The 19,184-nt window shown below is 66.7% G+C and carries 11 protein-coding genes; 10 read left to right on the top strand and 1 reads right to left on the bottom strand.

The window, feature by feature from the left end:
- Nucleotides 1-2,013, bottom strand: a complete 2,013-nt coding sequence (locus tag AB4Y40_RS12475; RefSeq protein WP_368687932.1) for an esterase/lipase family protein — start codon at nt 2,011-2,013, stop codon at nt 1-3.
- Between the two features lie 274 nt (nt 2,014-2,287).
- On the opposite strand from AB4Y40_RS12475, the gene AB4Y40_RS12470 reads away from it, so the two are divergent.
- From AB4Y40_RS12470 to AB4Y40_RS12425, 10 genes are all read left to right on the top strand, one after another.
- Complete coding sequence (locus AB4Y40_RS12470; protein WP_368687931.1) at nt 2,288-3,904, top strand: MFS transporter; 1,617 nt, start codon at nt 2,288-2,290, stop codon at nt 3,902-3,904.
- A gap of 463 nt (nt 3,905-4,367) precedes the next feature.
- Nucleotides 4,368-4,787, top strand: coding sequence for a cellulose synthase (locus AB4Y40_RS12465; protein WP_368687930.1), 420 nt, complete (start codon nt 4,368-4,370; stop codon nt 4,785-4,787).
- A 96-nt stretch (nt 4,788-4,883) separates the two neighbouring features.
- Nucleotides 4,884-5,333 (top strand): BcsR/BcsP family cellulose biosynthesis protein, encoded by a 450-nt coding sequence (gene bcsR, locus AB4Y40_RS12460; RefSeq protein WP_368687929.1) that lies wholly within the window; start codon nt 4,884-4,886, stop codon nt 5,331-5,333.
- Nucleotides 5,330-7,576: a UDP-forming cellulose synthase catalytic subunit gene (bcsA, locus tag AB4Y40_RS12455; protein WP_368687928.1), complete on the top strand. Its 2,247-nt coding sequence runs from the start codon at nt 5,330-5,332 to the stop codon at nt 7,574-7,576. The genes bcsR and bcsA overlap by 4 nt, the downstream gene beginning before the upstream one ends.
- A 68-nt stretch (nt 7,577-7,644) precedes the next feature.
- Entirely contained in the window at nt 7,645-9,906 is a 2,262-nt protein-coding gene (gene bcsB, locus AB4Y40_RS12450) for a cellulose biosynthesis cyclic di-GMP-binding regulatory protein BcsB (RefSeq protein WP_368688089.1), read from the top strand.
- 40 nt (nt 9,907-9,946) lie between these two features.
- A complete protein-coding gene (bcsB, locus tag AB4Y40_RS12445; RefSeq protein WP_368687927.1) occupies nt 9,947-12,274 on the top strand; it encodes a cellulose biosynthesis cyclic di-GMP-binding regulatory protein BcsB in 2,328 nt (775 codons plus the stop codon).
- A 13-nt stretch (nt 12,275-12,287) separates the two neighbouring features.
- On the top strand, nt 12,288-16,283 hold the full coding sequence (locus tag AB4Y40_RS12440; RefSeq protein ID WP_368687926.1) for a cellulose synthase subunit BcsC-related outer membrane protein: 3,996 nt from the start codon (nt 12,288-12,290) through the stop codon (nt 16,281-16,283).
- A 44-nt stretch (nt 16,284-16,327) separates the two neighbouring features.
- Nucleotides 16,328-16,978, top strand: coding sequence for an SGNH/GDSL hydrolase family protein (locus AB4Y40_RS12435; RefSeq protein WP_368687925.1), 651 nt, complete (start codon nt 16,328-16,330; stop codon nt 16,976-16,978).
- A gap of 47 nt (nt 16,979-17,025) precedes the next feature.
- Complete coding sequence (locus AB4Y40_RS12430; protein WP_368687924.1) at nt 17,026-17,766, top strand: cell division protein FtsQ; 741 nt, start codon at nt 17,026-17,028, stop codon at nt 17,764-17,766.
- A 4-nt stretch (nt 17,767-17,770) separates the two neighbouring features.
- On the top strand, nt 17,771-19,180 hold the full coding sequence (locus AB4Y40_RS12425; protein WP_368687923.1) for an MBOAT family protein: 1,410 nt from the start codon (nt 17,771-17,773) through the stop codon (nt 19,178-19,180).
- The last annotated feature ends 4 nt before the right edge of the window (nt 19,181-19,184 follow it).

Below are 19,184 nucleotides of genomic sequence, written 5' to 3'. Positions count from 1 at the left end.
TCACTGCGTCTCATGTACCGCCGCGCGCCTGCCGCAAGCGCCTTCGTGTGCGCCCTGGTTATCGAACACCTCGACATCCTCGTGCAGAATGCGCCGGATTTCGAAAATCGCCTCGGGTGTTTCCTGAACGCTGTGTCCCGCGACGATCACCTTTTCGGAGAGCGCGCCGTCGAGGTGCGCGCTGCGATAGGGGACGACCCCGTCATCGGAATCTTCGAGCGGGCCTGTCTCGCGGCGCCGCGCAATGATCGAGTGAAAGCACACATCGGGGCTGATCGGTAGTCGTGAGATCGACTGGATGATGGGATCGGTCTCCCGCAACTGCTCGATGCTGTTGGGAACCATGATGGTCTTTCCCGCCCGCTGGGTGCTATCCGCGTTGGTGGCGCTCTGCAGCATCTCGTCGATTTCCTTGAGCAGCGCAAGCGGCAAGCGTACCAGGTTCGCGACCCAGCGAGACAGGCGATTGCTCGCGAACGGCGTGCCGCGGTGTGGCGTGGCGATGAAGATCGCGCGCTCGACCTGTGGCATCGGCGTAAAACGCAGCAGACGATCGAGCCGCTCATCCTCGCGCACGATGTCGACCCCTTCGGGCAGGTACTTGTTCTGGATGGTTACCCACAGAACATCGTCGGAGGACGACACGAGCAAGCGCGCGAGCACGCCGCCCATGCTGTGCCCGATCAGCACCATGCCGTTCGAAGCCGGCAGCTTGCCTGCGGGATCGAAATGCGCGAGTGTGAGTTGCACCGCCTGCCGAATTCTCGCGAGGTTGATGAGAATGGGCACGTTGGTCGGGTAATAGACCTGCCAGACCTGGAAGTGCTGGCGCAGCATTTCGTCGCCCTGAATGTCGTTGGCGACGTTGACCCATGCCTCGGGGCTGCTGGCCAGGCCGTGCAGCATCAGAACGATGCGCCGGTCCGGATCGAACGGTTGCATCATGTAAATGCGCGGACGATCGATGCCCCTCGTGCGGCCGAGCAGCGAACGCAAGGACTGCCTGGCAAAGCCGGAGCGGGCAAGCCAGATGCCGTAGCCCGCACTGAAGTTGGCCGCGAGCGGCACGGTCTCGCCATTGATCTCCACGCTCTCTACGCGAAACGGATCGTAGGCGGAGAACACCACGTCGTGCGAAGCGAGCAGCTGCTCGAGCGTGCCATTGCCAAACAGCAGCAGTGCGGTGACGTTCGGCGAAGGCATTTCATTGAACGGACGCGAGCCGGGTGCGAACCAGAAGGCTGCGCCTGCGTTCGCGTTCGCATCGTCTTCAGCCGTTGTCGTTGCGCTGTGAGTCGTAGCGCTATTTGCGTCGGGCTGGGCGGGCTGTGTGACCGCAACCAGATCCGCACCAAGGCCGTCACGGCGATAGGTACTGTGGAGTCCCGCGAACGACAGTCCCGAGGCGGGAATGACTTCGCTGAGTTCGCGCACGCCCTCGGGCAGCCGGACCTCCCTCAGGTCGATATGAATGGTCCAGCCTGCGATGAACTGATTTGCCGGATCGCGATGGCCGGTGGTCGTTTCAGCGGTGCCGCGCAGAAACAGCGCGCCGGCCAGCTCCTGGACCGCATAGTTGTAGTAGTCGCGAACCTGCGTCTGGCGGTCCTCGAAGGCCCGTTCGCCAGCCGTGCGCTGGCCGAGGAACAGAAACGCGTACGCGTATCGCGCTGTCTTGAGCCACGAATCGAATTGCGCGTCGGTCCAGGGGGTGCCGGCAGGCGGCGTTTGCTCGAGCGCCATCTGGAGCGATAACTCGGCGAGGCAGGCAAGGCGCTGTCCGGTACTGAGTCCGCCGACGGTTGCGATCGTATCGATACACGCTTGCGGCGCGCTCTGGCACGAACTTTCGTCGAGGGCCGCGACCCGCAAGGTGGCCTGTGTCGCCGCGCTCAACTGGCCGGTCGAGAGAATATCTCCGCGACGCATGGCAAAGTACTGCTGCGGGCCGAGCGAGTTCACGCGCACCATCGCGCAGCCGCAGAGCAGCGCGGCAGCGAGGAGGGCCGACACATTGGCCAACACATGGGCTAACGGCGGGCAACGCGGCATGCGTGATGGGTAAGGGCGCGTCATGAAGGATCCAGGCCATTCGCGCGGTCACGCACGAGCGTGTGGCGAAATGGGGGACGGCGCAGCGCGGTGGCCGGCAGACCGATGTATACCAGCCTGATCTGGATCGCGTCCGCACGGTGATCCGCGGCCGGCGCCTATGCGCTCTCCCGGGTTGACTCGCGCCGCTGGCATCAACAGACTCTAGTCATCGTCGATCCAGACGGGAGCGAACTTGGCCAACCCGGATCTTGTTGAAAGCGGGCCGAAGGGCGCGCATGTCGTCGCCGCGCAGGCGAGCCCGTGCGACGAGCTCGTGATCCGCACGCAGCCCGCCTCAGTCGACCGTCCGTGCCGGCGCAAGCGTCTCGCGCTCGCGGCGACGATCCTAGGGTCGAGCATGGCGTTCATCGACGGCTCGGTCGTCAACGTCGCACTGCCGTCCATTCAGAGCGAACTCGGTGCGAGCGTCGCGGCGATGCAATGGGTCGTCAACGCGTATCTGCTGTTTCTCGGCTCGCTCGTGCTGGTCGGCGGATCGATGGGGGACAAGCTTGGCCGCCGCACGGTGTTCATCGCTGGCATCGCGCTGTTCACGCTGGCGTCGGCGGCTTGCGGCCTCGCGCCGAATGCGGCTGCGCTGATCGCCGCGCGCGCGGTCCAAGGCATCGGCGCGGCGCTGCTCGTACCCAGCAGCCTCGCGATCATCGGCGCGGTGTTCGACGACGCAGCGCGTGGGCGGGCGATCGGCACCTGGGCGGGCGTCGGCGCGATCACGTCGGCGGTGGGGCCCGTGGCGGGCGGCTGGCTCGTCGATGCATTTTCCTGGCGCGCGATCTTCTTCCTCAACGTCCCGCTCGCCGCGCTCACGATCGCGCTCGCCGTTTCATCGGTGCCCGACAGCCACAGGCTCGATGCACCCGGGCAGCTCGACTGGCCCGGCGCGCTGGCCGCGGCGGCAGGACTCGCCGGTCTGACTTTCGGGCTGACCCAGGCGTCGGCGCGAGGCTTCCAGCATCCGTTCGTGCTGGTTGCAATCGGCGCCGGCGTGCTCGTGCTCGCCGCGTTCGTGATGATCGAAGCACGCAGCGCCAATCCCATGATGCCGCTCGATGTGTTCCGTTCGCGCGACTTCACCGGCGCGAACCTCGTCACACTGCTGCTTTACTTCGGGCTCGGCGGCGCATTCTTCTTCCTGCCGTTCACGCTGATCCGCGCGCATGGTTTTACCGCGACGGAAGCGGGCGCGGCGCTGTTGCCGGTGCCCGTCATCATCGGTTTGCTGTCGCGCTTCACCGGTGGACTGACGAGCCGCTTCGGCTCGCGAGCGCTGTTGACCATTGGCCCGGGCGTCGCCGGACTCGGGTTCACGCTATTGGCGTTGCCGTTCGTGCGCGGCAGCTACTGGAGCGGATTCTTCCCGGCGCTCGCGGTGCTCGGCCTCGGCATGACGATCACCGTCGCGCCGCTTACCACGACCGTGATGGGCGCGGTGTCGAGCGAGCGCACCGGCGTCGCCTCCGGCATCAACAACGCTGTTGCGCGCGTGGCGAGCCTGCTGGCGGTAGCGGTGCTCGGCATCGTATTCGTGTGGTCGCATCACGCAGCGCTGGCGGCGCGCCTCGAAGCATTGCACGTGACGGTGGGCGTACGCCAGATCGGCCAGTTGCTGGAGCCGGACGCGCAAGGCGGGCTCGCACCGGACGGCGCCGGCACGCCGCACGCAAGGCTGGTGGCGCGTGCGGAAGCGGAGGCCATGCTCGACGCGCTGCGTGCCGTCGCCGTTGTGTCCGCCGCGTGCGCGTTCGCTGGAGCGGCTATTGCGGCGGCAGCCATTCAGCCGCGCAAATGAATTGCAAACGTTTGCACCTGATTGAATTCGCGGAAATGACACTTCAACGTGAATATTTAGCGAATCCAGGTGAATTGATAAATGCGCGGCGAAATTTCCCGGTCAAAATGAATACGACCGAATTCGTATTTCGTATTCGGGGAAGCCGGGCGTGTGGGCTAATGAATGTAATGGGGCGTTAAATTGGCGTGCCGCTTTTTTATGCGCAAACGTTGTCGTTTTTGATTTGTCGCGAACGCGTGACAATTTGAGTGCTGCAGGCAAATTAAATAATAAACACTGCGAAAATAATACGTATAATCCGCCGCGCGCGTCAGTTGATCCACCGTCCTTCCGGAATCACCCACCAGGATCGCCTGCGCTTAACGCCGGTCACCGTTCGAATGGTGATCATGGCCGCTTCTGCAAATTCTGTTGACCCTGTGCGCTTTCTTTCCGGGCGCATGAATAGGTGATGAATTCCATGCCAGCACCGCAATGGCGTCCGTTCCTGTCGTTTCTCACGCAGGAGTTGACGCAGAACCTGACGCCCAGGTTTTTGACCCAGCTTATGCGTGCTGCGGGCGGCCAGTTCGCGCATCAATATGCACTGGGTGAGGCGGCCACCGTGGCCGCGATGCGGGACGCCATGAATCAGGTGTGGAGCGAGCTGGATTGGGGCCAGGTCGAGATACGCGAGGCACAGGACTGGCTGGTGCTCACGCATTACCACGCGCCGCTCAAGGCCGTATTCGGCGCGGAGAACGTGGCGTGGGCCGGGGCGTTCCTCGAAGGGGCCTATGAAGCGTGGATGCATCAGTTGGGCGCCGATACGCAGTTGCGCATGACCACGGCGTGTCCTGCCGACGCATCGGACACGATGGCTTTCCTGTTTGGTAAGTAGAGGTCGGCAGGTCGGCAGTTCAGTAAAAAAACACAGAACGTGCTGCGCGCATGACGCGCCTTGATGGACAGCACAACGAATATACGGGGTCGGGGCATGAGCAGTGCATCGGACATTGCGAATCTTTTCGAGGTAGCGGACGCAAGCCCATCGCAGTACCGGGAAGTGGAAAGGGCGGAGCAGTCGCAAGGCCTGCGTGGGCGCTGGTCCACGCTGAACGCGGCGGAGCCGGACCCCGTTGCGCCCGCGCCTGTCGCGTCGGCGCAGGGCGACGCCGCTGATCCGGCCGATATCCTCGTTACGGCTGATACGCTCGATGCGCCCGCCACGACCGATGTGTCACCCGACCCGGTTAGCGCCACGCCTGCTGCCGCCGCGTCCGAACCTCCGCCGGCTGAGCAGGCCGCAGCCGAAGCGCCCGTCGCTCAACCCTTGCCCGAGCCTGTCGTCGCTGTGCAGCAGTCTGCCGCGCTGAGCAGTGTGTTTGCACGCCTCATGGAACGCAACGAGCCTCGCGGCGATGTTGCGCAGCGTGGCGCGCCATGATCCTCAAACCGAAATCGATGCGGCCGCAACGACAAGCGGCCGGTGCCGGGCAAAGCGACGATGCCGGAGACTGGGACGACACACTGCTGCAAGCGGGTGCGTCGCTGCTCGCGTCGCGCTGGTCACGCGTGCTCGTGACGCTGGCGGCCGTGCTGTTGTTCACGTCGGCCATGACGGTCCATCTGGCGGTGTCGAAGCAGTGGCTGTTCGCGATCCTGTGCATGGGCGTCGCGATTGCGCTGAGCCGCATTCGCGGCCGCGTCCTCACCGTGTCGCTGGTGACGTTGTCGGTGTTCATGTCGCTGCGCTACCTGTACTGGCGCGTGACGCAGACCCTGTCCTTCACCAACTCGCTGGACCGGACCTTCGGCTATCTGCTGCTGCTGGCCGAAGGCTACGCGGTGCTCATGCTGCTGTGCAGCTACTTCCAGACGCTCTGGCCGCTGCATCGCCGGCCTGCGCCGCTGCCGGCCGATACGTCGGCCTGGCCCACGGTGGACGTCTACATCCCCACCTACAACGAGCCGCTCGAAGTGGTGCGGCAGTCGGTGCTGGCCGCGACGCTGCTCGACTGGCCGGCCGACAAGTTGCGCGTGTATCTGCTCGACGACGGTCGTCGTGACGAGTTCCGGGCCTTCTGCGAGCAGGCCGGCGTGGACTATCTGACGCGCCCCGACAATACGCACGCCAAGGCGGGCAATCTCAACGCGGCGCTGGCGAAGACGAGCGGCGAGTACATCGCCGTGTTCGACTGCGATCACGTCACCACGCGCTCGTTTCTGCAAATCTGCATGGGCTGGTTCCTGAAAGATCCGAAGATGGCCATGGTGCAGACGCCGCACGTGTTCTACTCGCCGGATCCGTTCGAGCGCAACCTCGAAACCTACCGCAAGGTGCCCAATGAGGGCGACCTGTTCTATGGCGTGCTGCAGAACGGCAACGATCTCTGGAATGCCGCGTTTTTCTGCGGTTCCTGCGCGGTGTTGCGGCGCTCTGCGCTCGATGAGGTGGGCGGCGTGGCGACCGAAAGCGTCACGGAAGACGCGCTGACCGCGCTCAAAATGAGCATGAAGGGCTACAACACGGGTTATCTCGCGATTCCGCAGGCGGCGGGCCTCGCGACCGAAAGCCTGGGCCGCCACATCGGTCAGCGGATTCGCTGGGCGCGCGGCATGGCGGAGATCTTCCGCCAGTTCAACCCGCTGCTGATTTCGGGGCTGACGCTGCCGCAGCGGCTGTGCTACCTCAGCGCGATGATGCACTTCTTCTTCGGCTTGCCGCGCATCGTGTTCCTGATCACGCCGATGGCCTATCTGTTCTTCGGCGCACATGTCTTTCACGCGTCGGCGCTGATGGTGTTGGCCTATGCCGTGCCGCATCTCGTGATTTCGAGCATCGGCGCTTCGCGCATTCAGGGCCGCTTCCGCCATTCGTTCTGGAGCGAGGTCTACGAGACGGTGCTCGCGTGGTACGTGATTCTGCCCGCGCTCCAGGCCGTGCTGTTTCCCGGCACGAGAGGCTTCAACGTGACGTCCAAGGGCGGGGTGATCCGGCAGTCCTTCCTCGATTGGGCGATGGCGCGGCCCTACATCGGCCTGTTGCTGATCAACCTCGCCGGCTTTGCGGTGGGGGTGGCCGGTCTGATCCGCAGTCCCGGCTGGCCCGAGGCGATGAGCATTTTGTTCAACCTGGTCTGGGTGATCTACAACGTCATGAACCTGAGCGCGGCGGCAGGCGTGGCGTCCGAATCGAAGCAGCTGCGCCTCACGCCGCGCGTGCAGATCGAATTACCGGCCGCAATCCGTCTGGCCGACGGATGTCGCGTCGTCTGCCAGACCAGCGACTATTCGCACGGCGGGCTCGGACTCGTGCTGCCCGAGGACGCGCCGCTGCCGCAGCGCGGCGAGCGCGTCGTGGTCTCGGTGTTCCGCGACGACTACGAGGGCAGGTTCCCCGCCGAGGTCCAGGTGTGCCGCGGCCGCACCGTGGGCGTGAGTTTCCCGGCCCTGACGATCGATCAGGAACGCGACCTGATGCGCGTGACGTTCTCGCGCGCCGACAGCTGGATTGCGTCGTGGGGCCGCTATCGTCGCGACCGGCCGTTGCGCAGCCTGTTCGAGGTGCTCGGCGTCGGCGTGCGCGGCCTGAAGGAGTTGTTCCGGCATCTGCTGATGGGCTCACGCGAGCGTCTCGCACGTTCGGCCGAGGCGCAGGCGGGCGAGTTGGGATCGAAGCAATCGTGAGTCCCGTCCATCTGTTGCCTTGGCGCGCCCTGGCGTGCACGCGCCGGTTGGCGCCGCGGTTGGGCTTGGTGCTCGCCGTGCTCGCGTGCGGCGCGCCGGCCGCATCGGCGCCGTCGTTGGCGTCGCAGGCCGTGACGGCCGAAGCGCCTGCATCGGCGCAGCCGCAGACGGCCACCGACGCCGGCGAAACCTATACCTACCGCATCCCGCTGCTTCGGCAAAATGCGGCGCGAGGGCTGACGCTGCTCGGCGAGGACGCCTATGCCGGCATGGACTTCGGCTTGCGCCGCGACGAGCGCGTGGTCGGCGCGCGGCTCGTGCTCGACTACCGCTATTCGCCCACCTTGCTCCCCGCGCTCTCGCACCTCAACGTGCTGCTCAACAGCGTGGTGGGCGCGACGATTGCATTGCCGGAACCCGCGCCGCGCACATCGACGCAGATGACGGTGGATCTGCCGGTGTCGCTGCTCAGCGAGTTCAATCACCTCAACCTCGAGTTGATTGCCCATAGCAAAGCCAGCGATCAAGGCAACGATCCGCTGAGTCCCGATCTGTGGCTAAAAGCCGGCCCGAACAGCGCGCTCGAACTGACCGTGGCGCCGGCGGCGCGCGCCAGCGACCTGTCGCAACTGCCCGCGCCGTTCGTCGACGCTCGCGACGTGCGCCGCGTGAATTTGCCTGTCGTGCTGCCTCGCGTGCCCGGCGCGCGGCGCCTCGAATCCGCGGGGATCGTGGCTTCGTGGCTGGGCGCGCAGGCGGGCTATCGCGGCTCGCACTTTGCCGCGAGCCTCGGCGCGCTGCCCGCACATGGCCATGCCGTCGTGCTGGCGCTGCGCGACGAATTGCCGGCCCTCGGTCTCGCCTCAATCGCCATCGATGCGCCGACGCTCGCGATCGTGCCCAACCCCAACGACCCCAACGGCCGGCTGCTGCTGGTCGCGGGCCGCGACGAGCCGCAACTGCGCACTGCGGCGCTGGCGCTGGTGCTGGGCGCGAAGACGCTGGCGGGCCCGCAGGTCCGCATCGACGGTCCAGTATCGGCCGCGCCGCGCAAGCCCTTCGACGCACCGAACTGGTTGCCGGGCGACCGCCCGGTCGAACTGGGCGAACTGTTGCCGGCGGACCGCTTCACGATCCAGGGCTTCCGGCCCGGCGCGATCGATGTGGACCTGCGCCTGCCGCCGGGCCTGTTCGGTTTCAACAACGGCGGTGCGGTGCTGAATCTGCGCTATCGCTATACGGCGCGCCCGGAATCGGCGCATTCGGCGCTGAACGTGCTGGCGGGCAACACGCCGATCGCGGCGTTGCCGCTGCCGGGCGACGCATCGGACGGCCATGCCGTGATCCGGATTCCGACGTATCTGCTGCCGCCGTTGACGACGCTGCAATTCGACTATCGCTACGAGGCGGTCAAGACGAAGGACCACTGGCAGGACGTGCCCGGCGGCCCGCTGCTGAGCGCCATCGATCCGGCTTCGACGATCGACATTTCGCAGTTGCCGCGTTACACGGCCATGCCGGATCTGGGCGCGTTCGCCAATGCGGGTTTTCCGTTCACGCGCCTCGCCGATCTGTCCGAAACCGCGGTGATCCTGCCCACGCAGCCGGTAGCGCTCGACCATTCCGCGTACCTGACGCTGATGGGCAGCATGGGTCAGGCCACCGGTTACCCGGTGCTGGGCGTGACGGTGGGCGATCCGGCCCAGGTCGAAGCGCTGCGGCAAAAGGACTTGCTCGTGCTGGCTTCGGGCGACGACCAGCCGTTGCTCAAGGCGTGGCGCAGCAATCTACCGCGCGGCTTCTTCGCTCCGGCACCGCCGTCCGGCGACGGGCTCGCCGGGTGGTGGGACAAGCTCACTGGCGGCCAGGCGCAAGCCAGGCGCGAGGCCGACATCGCCGCGCTCTATCGCAGCGACGACCACGACGGCATGGTGGCCGGGTTCGAGTCGCCGCTGGCGCATGGCCGCAGCGTGGTGGTCGTAGCGGGCAACACGCCGGGCGGCCTCAGCGCGGTCGCGGACGCGCTGCAAGCCCGCCACTACCGCGTCGACGACGCGATCGGCGGCAGCCTCGTGGTCGTCAACGACGGCATCCTCACCACGCTGAACAAGGACCAGAGCTATTTCATCGGGTCCTTGCCGCTGCGGCTCGCGGTCGAGTGGTTCTTCGCGAGTCACATCGTGCTGCTGCTCGCGGCGACGCTCGTCAGCGTCGTGCTCATCGGTTTGCTCGGCGGCGTACTCCTGCATCGGCGCGCGCTGAGCCGCCTGAATCTGGACATTCCCCAGACATCGCAACGTGAAGAAGGACGACGAGGTTCTCATGTTTAAAAGACGGCCTGCTATTTCCCGGGCACGCCTCGCGCGTTGCATGACCGTACAGCCGGTATTGCAGGCGTTGCCGGCACTGCTGCTCGGCTGCACCCTCGTCTCGACGGCGCACGCCCAGGCTGAGGCGAGCGGCAATGCCGCAAACAATGTGCAGGCGCAGCCCGCTGCGGCTGCTGCTGCGTCGTCAGCGACTGTGACCTGGTCGTTGCGACAACTGGGTGCGCAATACGCGCTCAATCTGCGCGGCGTCGACGGCAGCAATACGCTGCCGGTCGGCGTGCGCGACGATCAGGTCGTGAGCGGTGCGCGCCTGAATCTGCGCTACGCCTATTCGCCGGCGCTGCTGCCCGATCTCTCGCACATCAACGTGCTGGTCAACGACCAGGTGGCGGCCTCGATCGCGGTGCCGAAGGACACGGCCGGCGCGAGCCTGCAGCGCACGATCGCGCTGCCGGCGTATCTGTTCGCCTCGAACAGCAAGTTGCGTCTGCAACTGATCGGCCACTACACCACGCAGTGCGAGGACCCGCTGCATTCGAGCCTGTGGGCCAACATCAGCAACGAAAGCACGCTGAGCATCGACACGCAGCCGCTGCCGCAGGCCAACGATCTGGCGCGCCTGCCCAAGCCGTTCTTCGACGGCCAGGACATCCGCCGGCTGAACCTGCCAGTCGTGTTCGCGGGCAATCCCGATACGGCCGCGCTCGAGGCCGCAGGGGCCGTGTCGTCGTGGTTCGGCGCGCTGGCAAGCTTCCGCGGCGCGGACTTCCCGGTGTCGCTCTCCGCCGTGCCCGCGCAGGGCAACGCGGTCGTGATCGTCGAAGGCACGCCGCAGGCGGCAATCGCGGGGGCGCCGCTGCAAGGTCCGACGCTCGCCATCGTCAGCAACCCGAACGATCCCAACGGCAAGCTGCTGCTCGTCATGGGCCGCGACGGCAAGGAACTCAAGCAGGCGGCCGACGCGCTGGTCACCGGCAGCCAGACGCTGTCGGGCGCGAGCGCGCTCATCACGCATTTCGCCGACCTCGCGCCGCGCAAGCCCTACGACGCCCCGCGCTGGCTGCGCACCGACCGCCCCGTATCGTTCGGCGAGCTGATCGACACCAAACAGCTGAGCGTGTCGGGCTACAGCCCGGACCTCATCCGCATCAATACGCGCGTGCCGCCCGACCTGTTCGGCTGGCATGCGCACAACGTGCCGATCGACCTGCACTACCGCTACACGCCGCAGCCTTACATGGTCAATTCGTCGCTGCTGTTCAGCGTCAGCGACCAGTTCATGAAGTCGATTCCGCTGCTGCCGCTCGAGCGTCTCGAAGGCGGTGACAAGCTGCGCGCCGAAGTGCTGCCCGACAGCAGCCTGCCGCGTCAGGCGAAACTGGAAGTGCCGCTGGAGTCGCTCCTGCAGCCGAACACGCAGCTGCAGTTCCGCTACATGTACGACTACATCAAGCAGGGCGAGTGCCGCGACATCATCATCGACAACGTGCGCGGCGCGATCGATCCCGAGTCGACGATCGATCTGTCGACCTATCCGCACTACATCGCGATGCCGAACCTGGCCGCGTTCGCCCAGGCGGGCTTCCCGTTCACGCGTATGGCCGACCTGTCCGACACGGACGTCGTGCTCGGCGCGAATGCAGGGACGCAGGAATACAGCACGTATCTGGCCGTGATGGGCCGCATGGGCGACTCGACCGGCTATCCGGCGCGCGGCGTCACCGTGCTGCGCGGCCAGCGCATCGACGCCATGCCCGCGAAGGATCTGCTCGTGATCGCCTCGGGCGCCGATCAGGCGTGGCTCAAGGACTGGGCGCCGTACATGCCCGCGGCGTACAACCACGGTGCGCAGTTCTCGGTTTCGGATCTGCCGGGCCGCGTGCGCGGATGGTTCCACGCCAATCCGCGTCTGGACGCGGCACCGGGGCGCCTGTCGCTCGCCTGGACCGGGCCGGGCGTGAGCGCCGTGCTGGCGGGCTTCGAGTCGCCGAAGGAAAAGGGCCGCAGCGTGGTCATGCTGGTCAGTAATCAACCCGATGGCCTGAAGGATGCGGTCGCGGCGCTCTTGGGCGTGCCGAACTACGACAAGCAGCCCATCCAGGGCAGCCTCGTGTCGATCCGCGGCAATGAAGTCGATGCGCTCGTGGGCGAGCACACGTACTACGTCGGGCATCTGGGCCTGTGGCGCGGCCTCGACTGGTGGCTGGCTTCGTTCGGCGTGTCGCTGGCGTCGCTGCTGAAGGCGCTCGGTGTCGTCGTGCTCGTGCTGCTGGCGGCGGGTGGGTTCGTGGCCTTGCGGCGCCGTCAGGCGCGGCGCGATGCGGAAGCCGAGGCACGGCTGCGCGCAAAGCAGCACGCACAACAATAATCAGGAAGCCGTCATGTTAGTCAGCCGCAGCCAGGCCTGTGTTCTGGGTTTGTTGCTCACCTCGGTCAGCCACCCCGCGTGGGCGCAGGACGCCAGCTCCAGAATGCTGCTCGAGCAGGGCCGCTATTGGCAGGCGCATGACAAGCCCGATCTGGCCGCGCAGTCCTGGTCGAAGCTGCTGCTGGCCGACCCGAAGCAGCCCGAAGGCCTCTATGGCATGGGGTCGATCGCCGTCGCCAGGAAGCAGTTTGCGGTCGCCAACGACTATCTGACGAGGCTGCGCGCCGCCGCGCCCGACAGCCGCTACGTGCCGCTGCTCGAGCAGGACCTGCGTCTTGCCGTGGAGCCCAACAAGTCCACGTTCGCGAAGGCGCGCCAGATGGCGCAGGACGCCGTCAACCAGAACGACCCGAAAGCGCTGGCGGCCGCGCTCGCGCAATACGACAGGGCATTGGGCGGCAAGGCCCCGCAGGGCAGTGTGGCGCGCGAGTACTACACCTTCCTCGGCTACACGGACGGCGGCGTGGATCCGGCCATTCAGGGCTTGACGCGCCTGAACGCCGAGACGCCCGATCCGTATACCCAGTTGGCGTTGGCCCAGCATCAGGTGCGCGATGAACGCTATCGCGCGGCGGGCGTCGCCTTGCTGGAAAAGCTGGCCGCGCGCCCGGACATTGGCGGCGCGGCCACGGAAGCCTGGCGCTCCGTGCTGACCTGGGTCACGCCCACGCCGAAGAACAAGTCGTGGTTCGAGGACTATCTGAAGCTGCATCCCGATGACGATGAAATCCGCCATCAGATGCTGTCGCCGCGCGCAGCTGGCGCCCCTGCCGCGCCGGTCATGGACCCGCGCCTGACGCGCGGCTTCGCGGCGTTCAAGGCAGGCGACATCACGACCGCCGAACAATCCTTTACCGACGTGCTGCGCGACAAACCCAACGATACCGACGCGCTCGGCGGGCTGGGTCTGGTGCGCATGCAACAGGGCGACCTGGCGCAGGCGCAGACGCTGCTCGCGCGCGCCGTCGCGCGTCCTGGCGCCGGCGCCAACTGGAACAAGGCGCTCGCTTCGGCACGCTACTGGCTGCTCGTGAATCAGGCCGAAGGCGCGCAAAGCGCGGGCGACTACGCCGCCGCGCGCAGCAAGCTCGACCAGGCGCTGCGCATGGACCCGGCCGAGCCGGGCGGGCGCAATGCGTCGGCCCGGCTGTATGCGGCGCAGGGCGATCTGACTCGAGCCGAAAAGGTCTACCGCGAGGTGCTGGCGGCGCACCCGAACAACCGCGAGGCGGTGAGCGGGCTCGTCGATATCCTCGCTGCGACGGGGCGCGCCGACGAGGCCCAGAAGTGGGTCGACGGCATGTCGCCCGAGCAGCAGGCCGGCATCGGCGGCCTCGATCGTTTGCGTGCGGCGGTCGCCGCGGGCCGCGCCGACGCCGCCGAGCAGCGCGGCGATCTGGACGCGGCGCGACGTATCCTCGAAGACGCGCAGCACCGCGATCCCGACAATCCGTGGATCCGTCTGGAACTGGCGCGCTACGAACTGCGGCAGGGCCATGCCGACGAGGCGAGGGAACTCGTCGACGGCCTGCTCGCCTCGAACCCCGACAATCCCGACGCCCTCTACGCAAGCGCGCTGCTCGCCATGCAGATGGGCGACTGGACGCGCGCGCAGGACACGATGGCGCGCATTCCCACTGCCGCGCGGACGCCGAACATGGTCGCGACGGCGCAGCAGATCGATTTCCAGGCCGTGGCGGCGCAGGCCTCGCAGCTGGCGCGCGACGGCAACCTGGACGACGCGCGCAATATGCTGGCGCGGCTCGAAGCGTCGGCGGGCAAGGACCCGGCGCGGGTGAGCGCGCTGGCCCAAGCCTATGTCGACGCGGGCAATCTGCCGCGCGCCATGGCCTTGATGCATGGACTGATGCCGAATGGCCTGAAGGGCAGCGGTCCCGATGTGCAACTGGCCTACGCGGGCCTGCTGCTCAAGACCGGCCAGAACGTTCAGGCCCAGGACGTAATCCGCGGTTTGCAGGGCGAGACGCTGACCGCGGACCAGCGCCGGCAACTGGACGACCTGAATTACCTCTACGCCGTGCGTCTGGCCGAGCAGCAACGTCAGCAAGGCGATCTTGCGCAGGCCTACGACACGCTCGCGCCGGTTCTCGCGAAGCGGCCCAACGACAGCCTGGCCAACGCCGCGCTCGCGCGCATGTATGCGGCCGATGGCCAGTACGCCGAGGCGCTGTCGCTCTACCGGAAGGCGCTCGCGAACGACCCCGACAACCCCGGTCTGGAGCTAGGCGTGGCGATGACCGCGGTGCAGGCCGGCAAGGGCGACGTGGCGGACGCAGCCCTGAAACGGGCTGTTGCGAAGGCGCCGAACGATCCGGACGTGCTGGCGGGCGCTGCGCGCATCTATGCCATGCAGGGCAAGACCCGCGAGGCGCAGGCGCTGCTGGTGACGGCCATCGCCGCCAAGGAAAAGCGTCTCGGCGTGCAGGCGCAAGGCGTCCATGTGGCGGGCAATCCCTTCGTCCACGACGACGATCGCCGCCGCCGTGCGGCTCGCGACAAGCGCCAGCCGGCTGCCACTGCGTTTGCCGCGCAGGGCTCTGGGGGCACCGCGTCCGATGGCGCGCTCGCGAGCGATGCTGGAACGGCTTCCGGTGGCTCGTCCGCAACGACGTCGAAGGCGGCGCGTGCCTCTGCGCTGCCTTCCGTGGCCGGCACGCCGATCGGCGAGCAGGCGCCGCAGGACGCGCAGGCCACGAGCGCGCCTCAGGAGGGCGCGATCTCGCTCGACGACATGCGCAACGAACTCGACGATATCCGCTCGGAACGTTCAGCGGAGATTCGCGGCGGCCTGTTCGTCTCGTCGAACAACAGCGCCGGCGGGACCTCCCAATTGACGAATGTGCAGCAGCCGCTCGAAGCGCTGCTGCCGGTCGGCAACGGCAAGCTGTCGTTGCGCGTGACGCCGGTGGAACTCGAGGGCGGCACGCTCGGCACCGATGTCTACAGCAGCAGCCAGTTCGGCGGCGGCCCGGTTGCGGCACAGGATCAGAAAAGCGGCACGGTCGCTGCGCCGGGTGCGCAGAGCGTCCATGGCGTCGGTCTGGGCGTGGGCTACGAGACGCGCAAGTGGGCGTTCGACATCGGCACGACGCCTTTGGGTTTCCAGTACACCAATGTGGTCGGCGGCGTGTCGTTCAAGAGCGCCATCGGTGCGAAGGGCGGCTGGTTCAACGCGGGCGTGTCGCGCCGCGCCGTGACCGACAGCATCACGTCGTTCGCCGGTTCGACCGACGCGCGCTCGGGCCTGCGCTGGGGCGGCGTGACCGCCACGGGGCTGCATGGCGCGATCGGCGTCGACAACCAGGATTACGGCTTTTACGGCTACGGCGCCGTGAAATACCTGGACGGCTACAGCGTCCAGTCCAACGAGGGCGCCGAGGTCGGCGCGGGCACGTACTGGTACCTGCTGCGCAGCGCCAGCAACATGCTGACCATCGGCATGAACCTGAGCGGCGAGTTCTACCGCCACGACCAGAACAACTTCACCTATGGCAACGGCGGCTATTTCAGTCCGCAGCGCTTCTATGCGTTCACCGTGCCCATCACGTGGGCGCAGCGCTCGGATCGCTGGACCTACAAGCTGCAAGGGTCGGCAGGTCTGCAGTACTACCACGAGGCCGGCGCGCCGTACTTCCCGACCGACAGCACGCTGCAGGCGGCGGCCGTCACGGCAGCGACATCGCTTGGCTTGAGCGATGGCGCGGTCCATCCCGCGCAGTCGAAAACCGGCATCGGCTACAACCTGCTGGCCGCGGCCGAGTACCGCTTCAGCAATCACCTCACGGGCGGCGCATCGGTGGGCGCCAACAATGCGTCCAGCTACCGCCAGTGGGTGGCCGGACTGTATCTGCGCTTTAGCTTCGCACCGCAGACGAAGTCGCTGGATATGCCGGTCATGCCTTACCAGTCGCATTACAACGATCAGTAGCCCGATCGATCGCAGATCGATCGTTTTTCAGGAGTTTCAAGTTCATGCTTGCTTCCGTACTTGCAGGTCTCAGCATTCTCATGATTGGCGACAGCCATCTGAGCGAGCCCGGTTATCTCATCGACACGTTGCAGGACCAGCTGATCGCCGCCGGTGCGCAGGTGCACACCTACGGGGTGTGCGGCAGCGTGCCGGGCGACTGGGTGAAGTCGGTGCCGGGCACCTGCGGCGGCGCCACGCGCAACGGCAAGGCGCCGCTCGTCGTCGATCACAGCGCGAAGACGCAGCCGATCGATCAACTCGTCGCAGCGAACAAGGCCAACCTCGTCATCATCGTCGAAGGCGACACCATCGGCGGCTACGGCAAGGACGATTTTCCCAAGAGCTGGGTGTGGCAGCAGGTCACGGCGCTCACGCAAGACCTGGCGGCCAGCAAGACGGCGTGCATCTGGGTCGGGCCGGCGTGGGGCTCGGAAGGCGGCAAGTACCAGAAGAGCTTTGCGCGCGTGAAGCAGCTTTCGTCCTTCCTCGCCACCAACGTCGCGCCGTGCCAGTACATCGACTCGCTCACGTTTTCGAAGCCGGGCGAATGGGCGACGGTCGACGGTCAGCATTTGACGACGACCGGCTACAAGTACTGGGGCGCGGACATCATGAAGGCGCTGGTCAAGCTACCGGTCGTGCAGCACAGGTAAGGCACTGCCGCCGCTGCTTCGTCCACATCGAGAGTCTGAGAAAAACAATGAAAAACGTCCTTTCCCAGCCGTTGCGTTCCGTTGTTCGCGGCCTTGCGCTGTCCGGCTTCGCGCTGGCCGCGCAACTGGCCGCACCGTTTGGCGCGCCGTTCGTCATTGAACCGGCCATCGCCGCCGATATCCCGCTGTACCCGAGCGGTCCGGCGGAGGATGCGTCGTTCGTGCGTTTCGTCGATGGCGGATCGCATCCCGTCGATGTGACCTCGGCAGGTTCGAAAGCGCGCCTGACGCTCGATGCCGCGAACCCGGCCAGCCGCTTCTTTCCAATTGCCGCGGGCAAACCCGTGGCCGGCACGCTGACGGGCGGCGGCGCGCAGCAGGACGTCAGCGCGACCGTGAAGCCCGGCGAGTTCGTTAGCATCGTCGCGCTAGACGGGGCGCAGAAGGGCGCGCATTCGCAGGTCGTGACGGTGCGCGAAAAGCCGGACGACTTCAACGCGCTCAAAGCCTCGGTGGGCTTTTACAACCTCGATGCGCACTGCGCGGCGCCCACGCTGAAAGTGCCGGGCCGCGACATCGTGCTGCTCGACGGCGTGGCCGCGGGGCAGAGCAAGCGCCGCCAGGTCAACCCGGTCGCGCTGTCGGTGCAACTGGCCTGCGGCGGGCAGCCGGTGGGCCAGCCGCTGAACCTGGGCACGCTCGCGGCGGGCCAGCGTTACACGGTGTTCCTCGTGCCGGCCGGCGCGCAGTCGCGCATCTTCTTCGCGAACGACGCGGTGAGCCGCTGATCGCATGGTCTTCGCGTCCCTCGAATTCCTGACGCTGTTTCTGCCGGTCTTCCTGGCGATCTACGTCGTGTCGCCGGCCCGCTGGCGCAACGGCGTGCTGCTCTTTTGCAGCTGGTTCTTCTATGCCTGGTGGAGCCCGGTCTTTCTGCTGCTGTTCATCGCGCTGACCTTCTGCGGCTGGTTCGGCGGCGTGGTCATCGACCGGGCGCCGAGCCCGCGTGCGCGCGGCGGCTGGCTCGCGGTCTTCATCGTCGTGAACGTCGCGATCCTGTGCTGGTACAAGTACGCCAACATCGTGGTCGACAGCCTCGACAACGTGCTGGCGGCAGGCCACGCGGGGCCGGTTCCGTGGCAGCACGTCGTGTTGCCCATCGGGCTGTCCTTCATCGTGCTGCAATCCATTTCGTACCTGATCGACGTGCAGCGCGGCACGGTCCCGGCCGATCGCAGCGTGATCCGCTATGGGGCCTATCAGGGAATGTTCGTACACCTGATCGCCGGGCCGATCATCCGCTATGCGTGGGTCAAGCGCGAGCTGGCGTCGCGCACGGTCGACTGGGACGCTTTTGCGGCCGGCGCGCGGCGGCTCATGGTGGGCATGAGCATGAAGGTGCTGGTGGCCGACACGCTGTCGCCCATCGTCGATGCGGTGTTCGCCATGCATGCGCCCACGCTGGCGGACGCATGGCTCGGATGCGGCTTCTACACGCTGCAGCTGTTCTTCGATTTCGCGGGCTATAGCGCCATGGCCATCGGGCTGGGGCAGATGCTGGGCTTTCGCTTCCCCGAGAACTTCGACCATCCGTACCTCGCCAGCAGCATTCAGGACTTCTGGCGCCGCTGGCACCTGTCGCTGTCGAGCTGGATTCGCGACTACCTGTACATCCCGCTGGGCGGCAACCGCGACGGCGAGTGGCAAACCTGCCGCAACCTGCTGCTGACCATGGCCATCGCGGGCCTGTGGCACGGCGGCGATAGCTGGAACTTCCTGCTGTGGGGGATCGCCCACGGCGTGGCGCTGACGGTGGCGCGCCTCTGGCGGCGCGCCGGCATGCCCGCCGTGCCGCTGTGGCTATCGCACGGGCTGACGCTCGTTTTCGTCATGCTCGCGTGGACGCTGTTCCGCGCGGTGGGTTTCCATGCGGCGCTCGCCATGTACCGTGGCCAGTTCGGCTTGAACGGAATCGGCTTCAGCGACGCCACGATCGTGCTGCTGCGCCCCGTGCACGGGCTGGCCGCCGCGCTGGGCATCGTCTGTGTGCTGCTGCCGGTCTGGCAATCGCGCTGGGAGCGCCTCGCGGACACTGCGCCGGGCCGGCTGTGGCAGGCCGTGTGGCCGCTCGCGGGCTTTCTGCTGTCGTTCGGGTTGATCGTCGCGCGCGGCGCGGTGCCTTTCCTTTACTTCCAGTTCTGACGCC

The sequence above is a fragment of the Paraburkholderia sp. EG287B genome (assembly GCF_040965595.1).
GTDB lineage: Bacteria > Pseudomonadota > Gammaproteobacteria > Burkholderiales > Burkholderiaceae > Paraburkholderia.
Note: the sequence above shows the minus strand (reverse complement) of the source record. Positions and strands in the feature narration are given on the sequence as shown.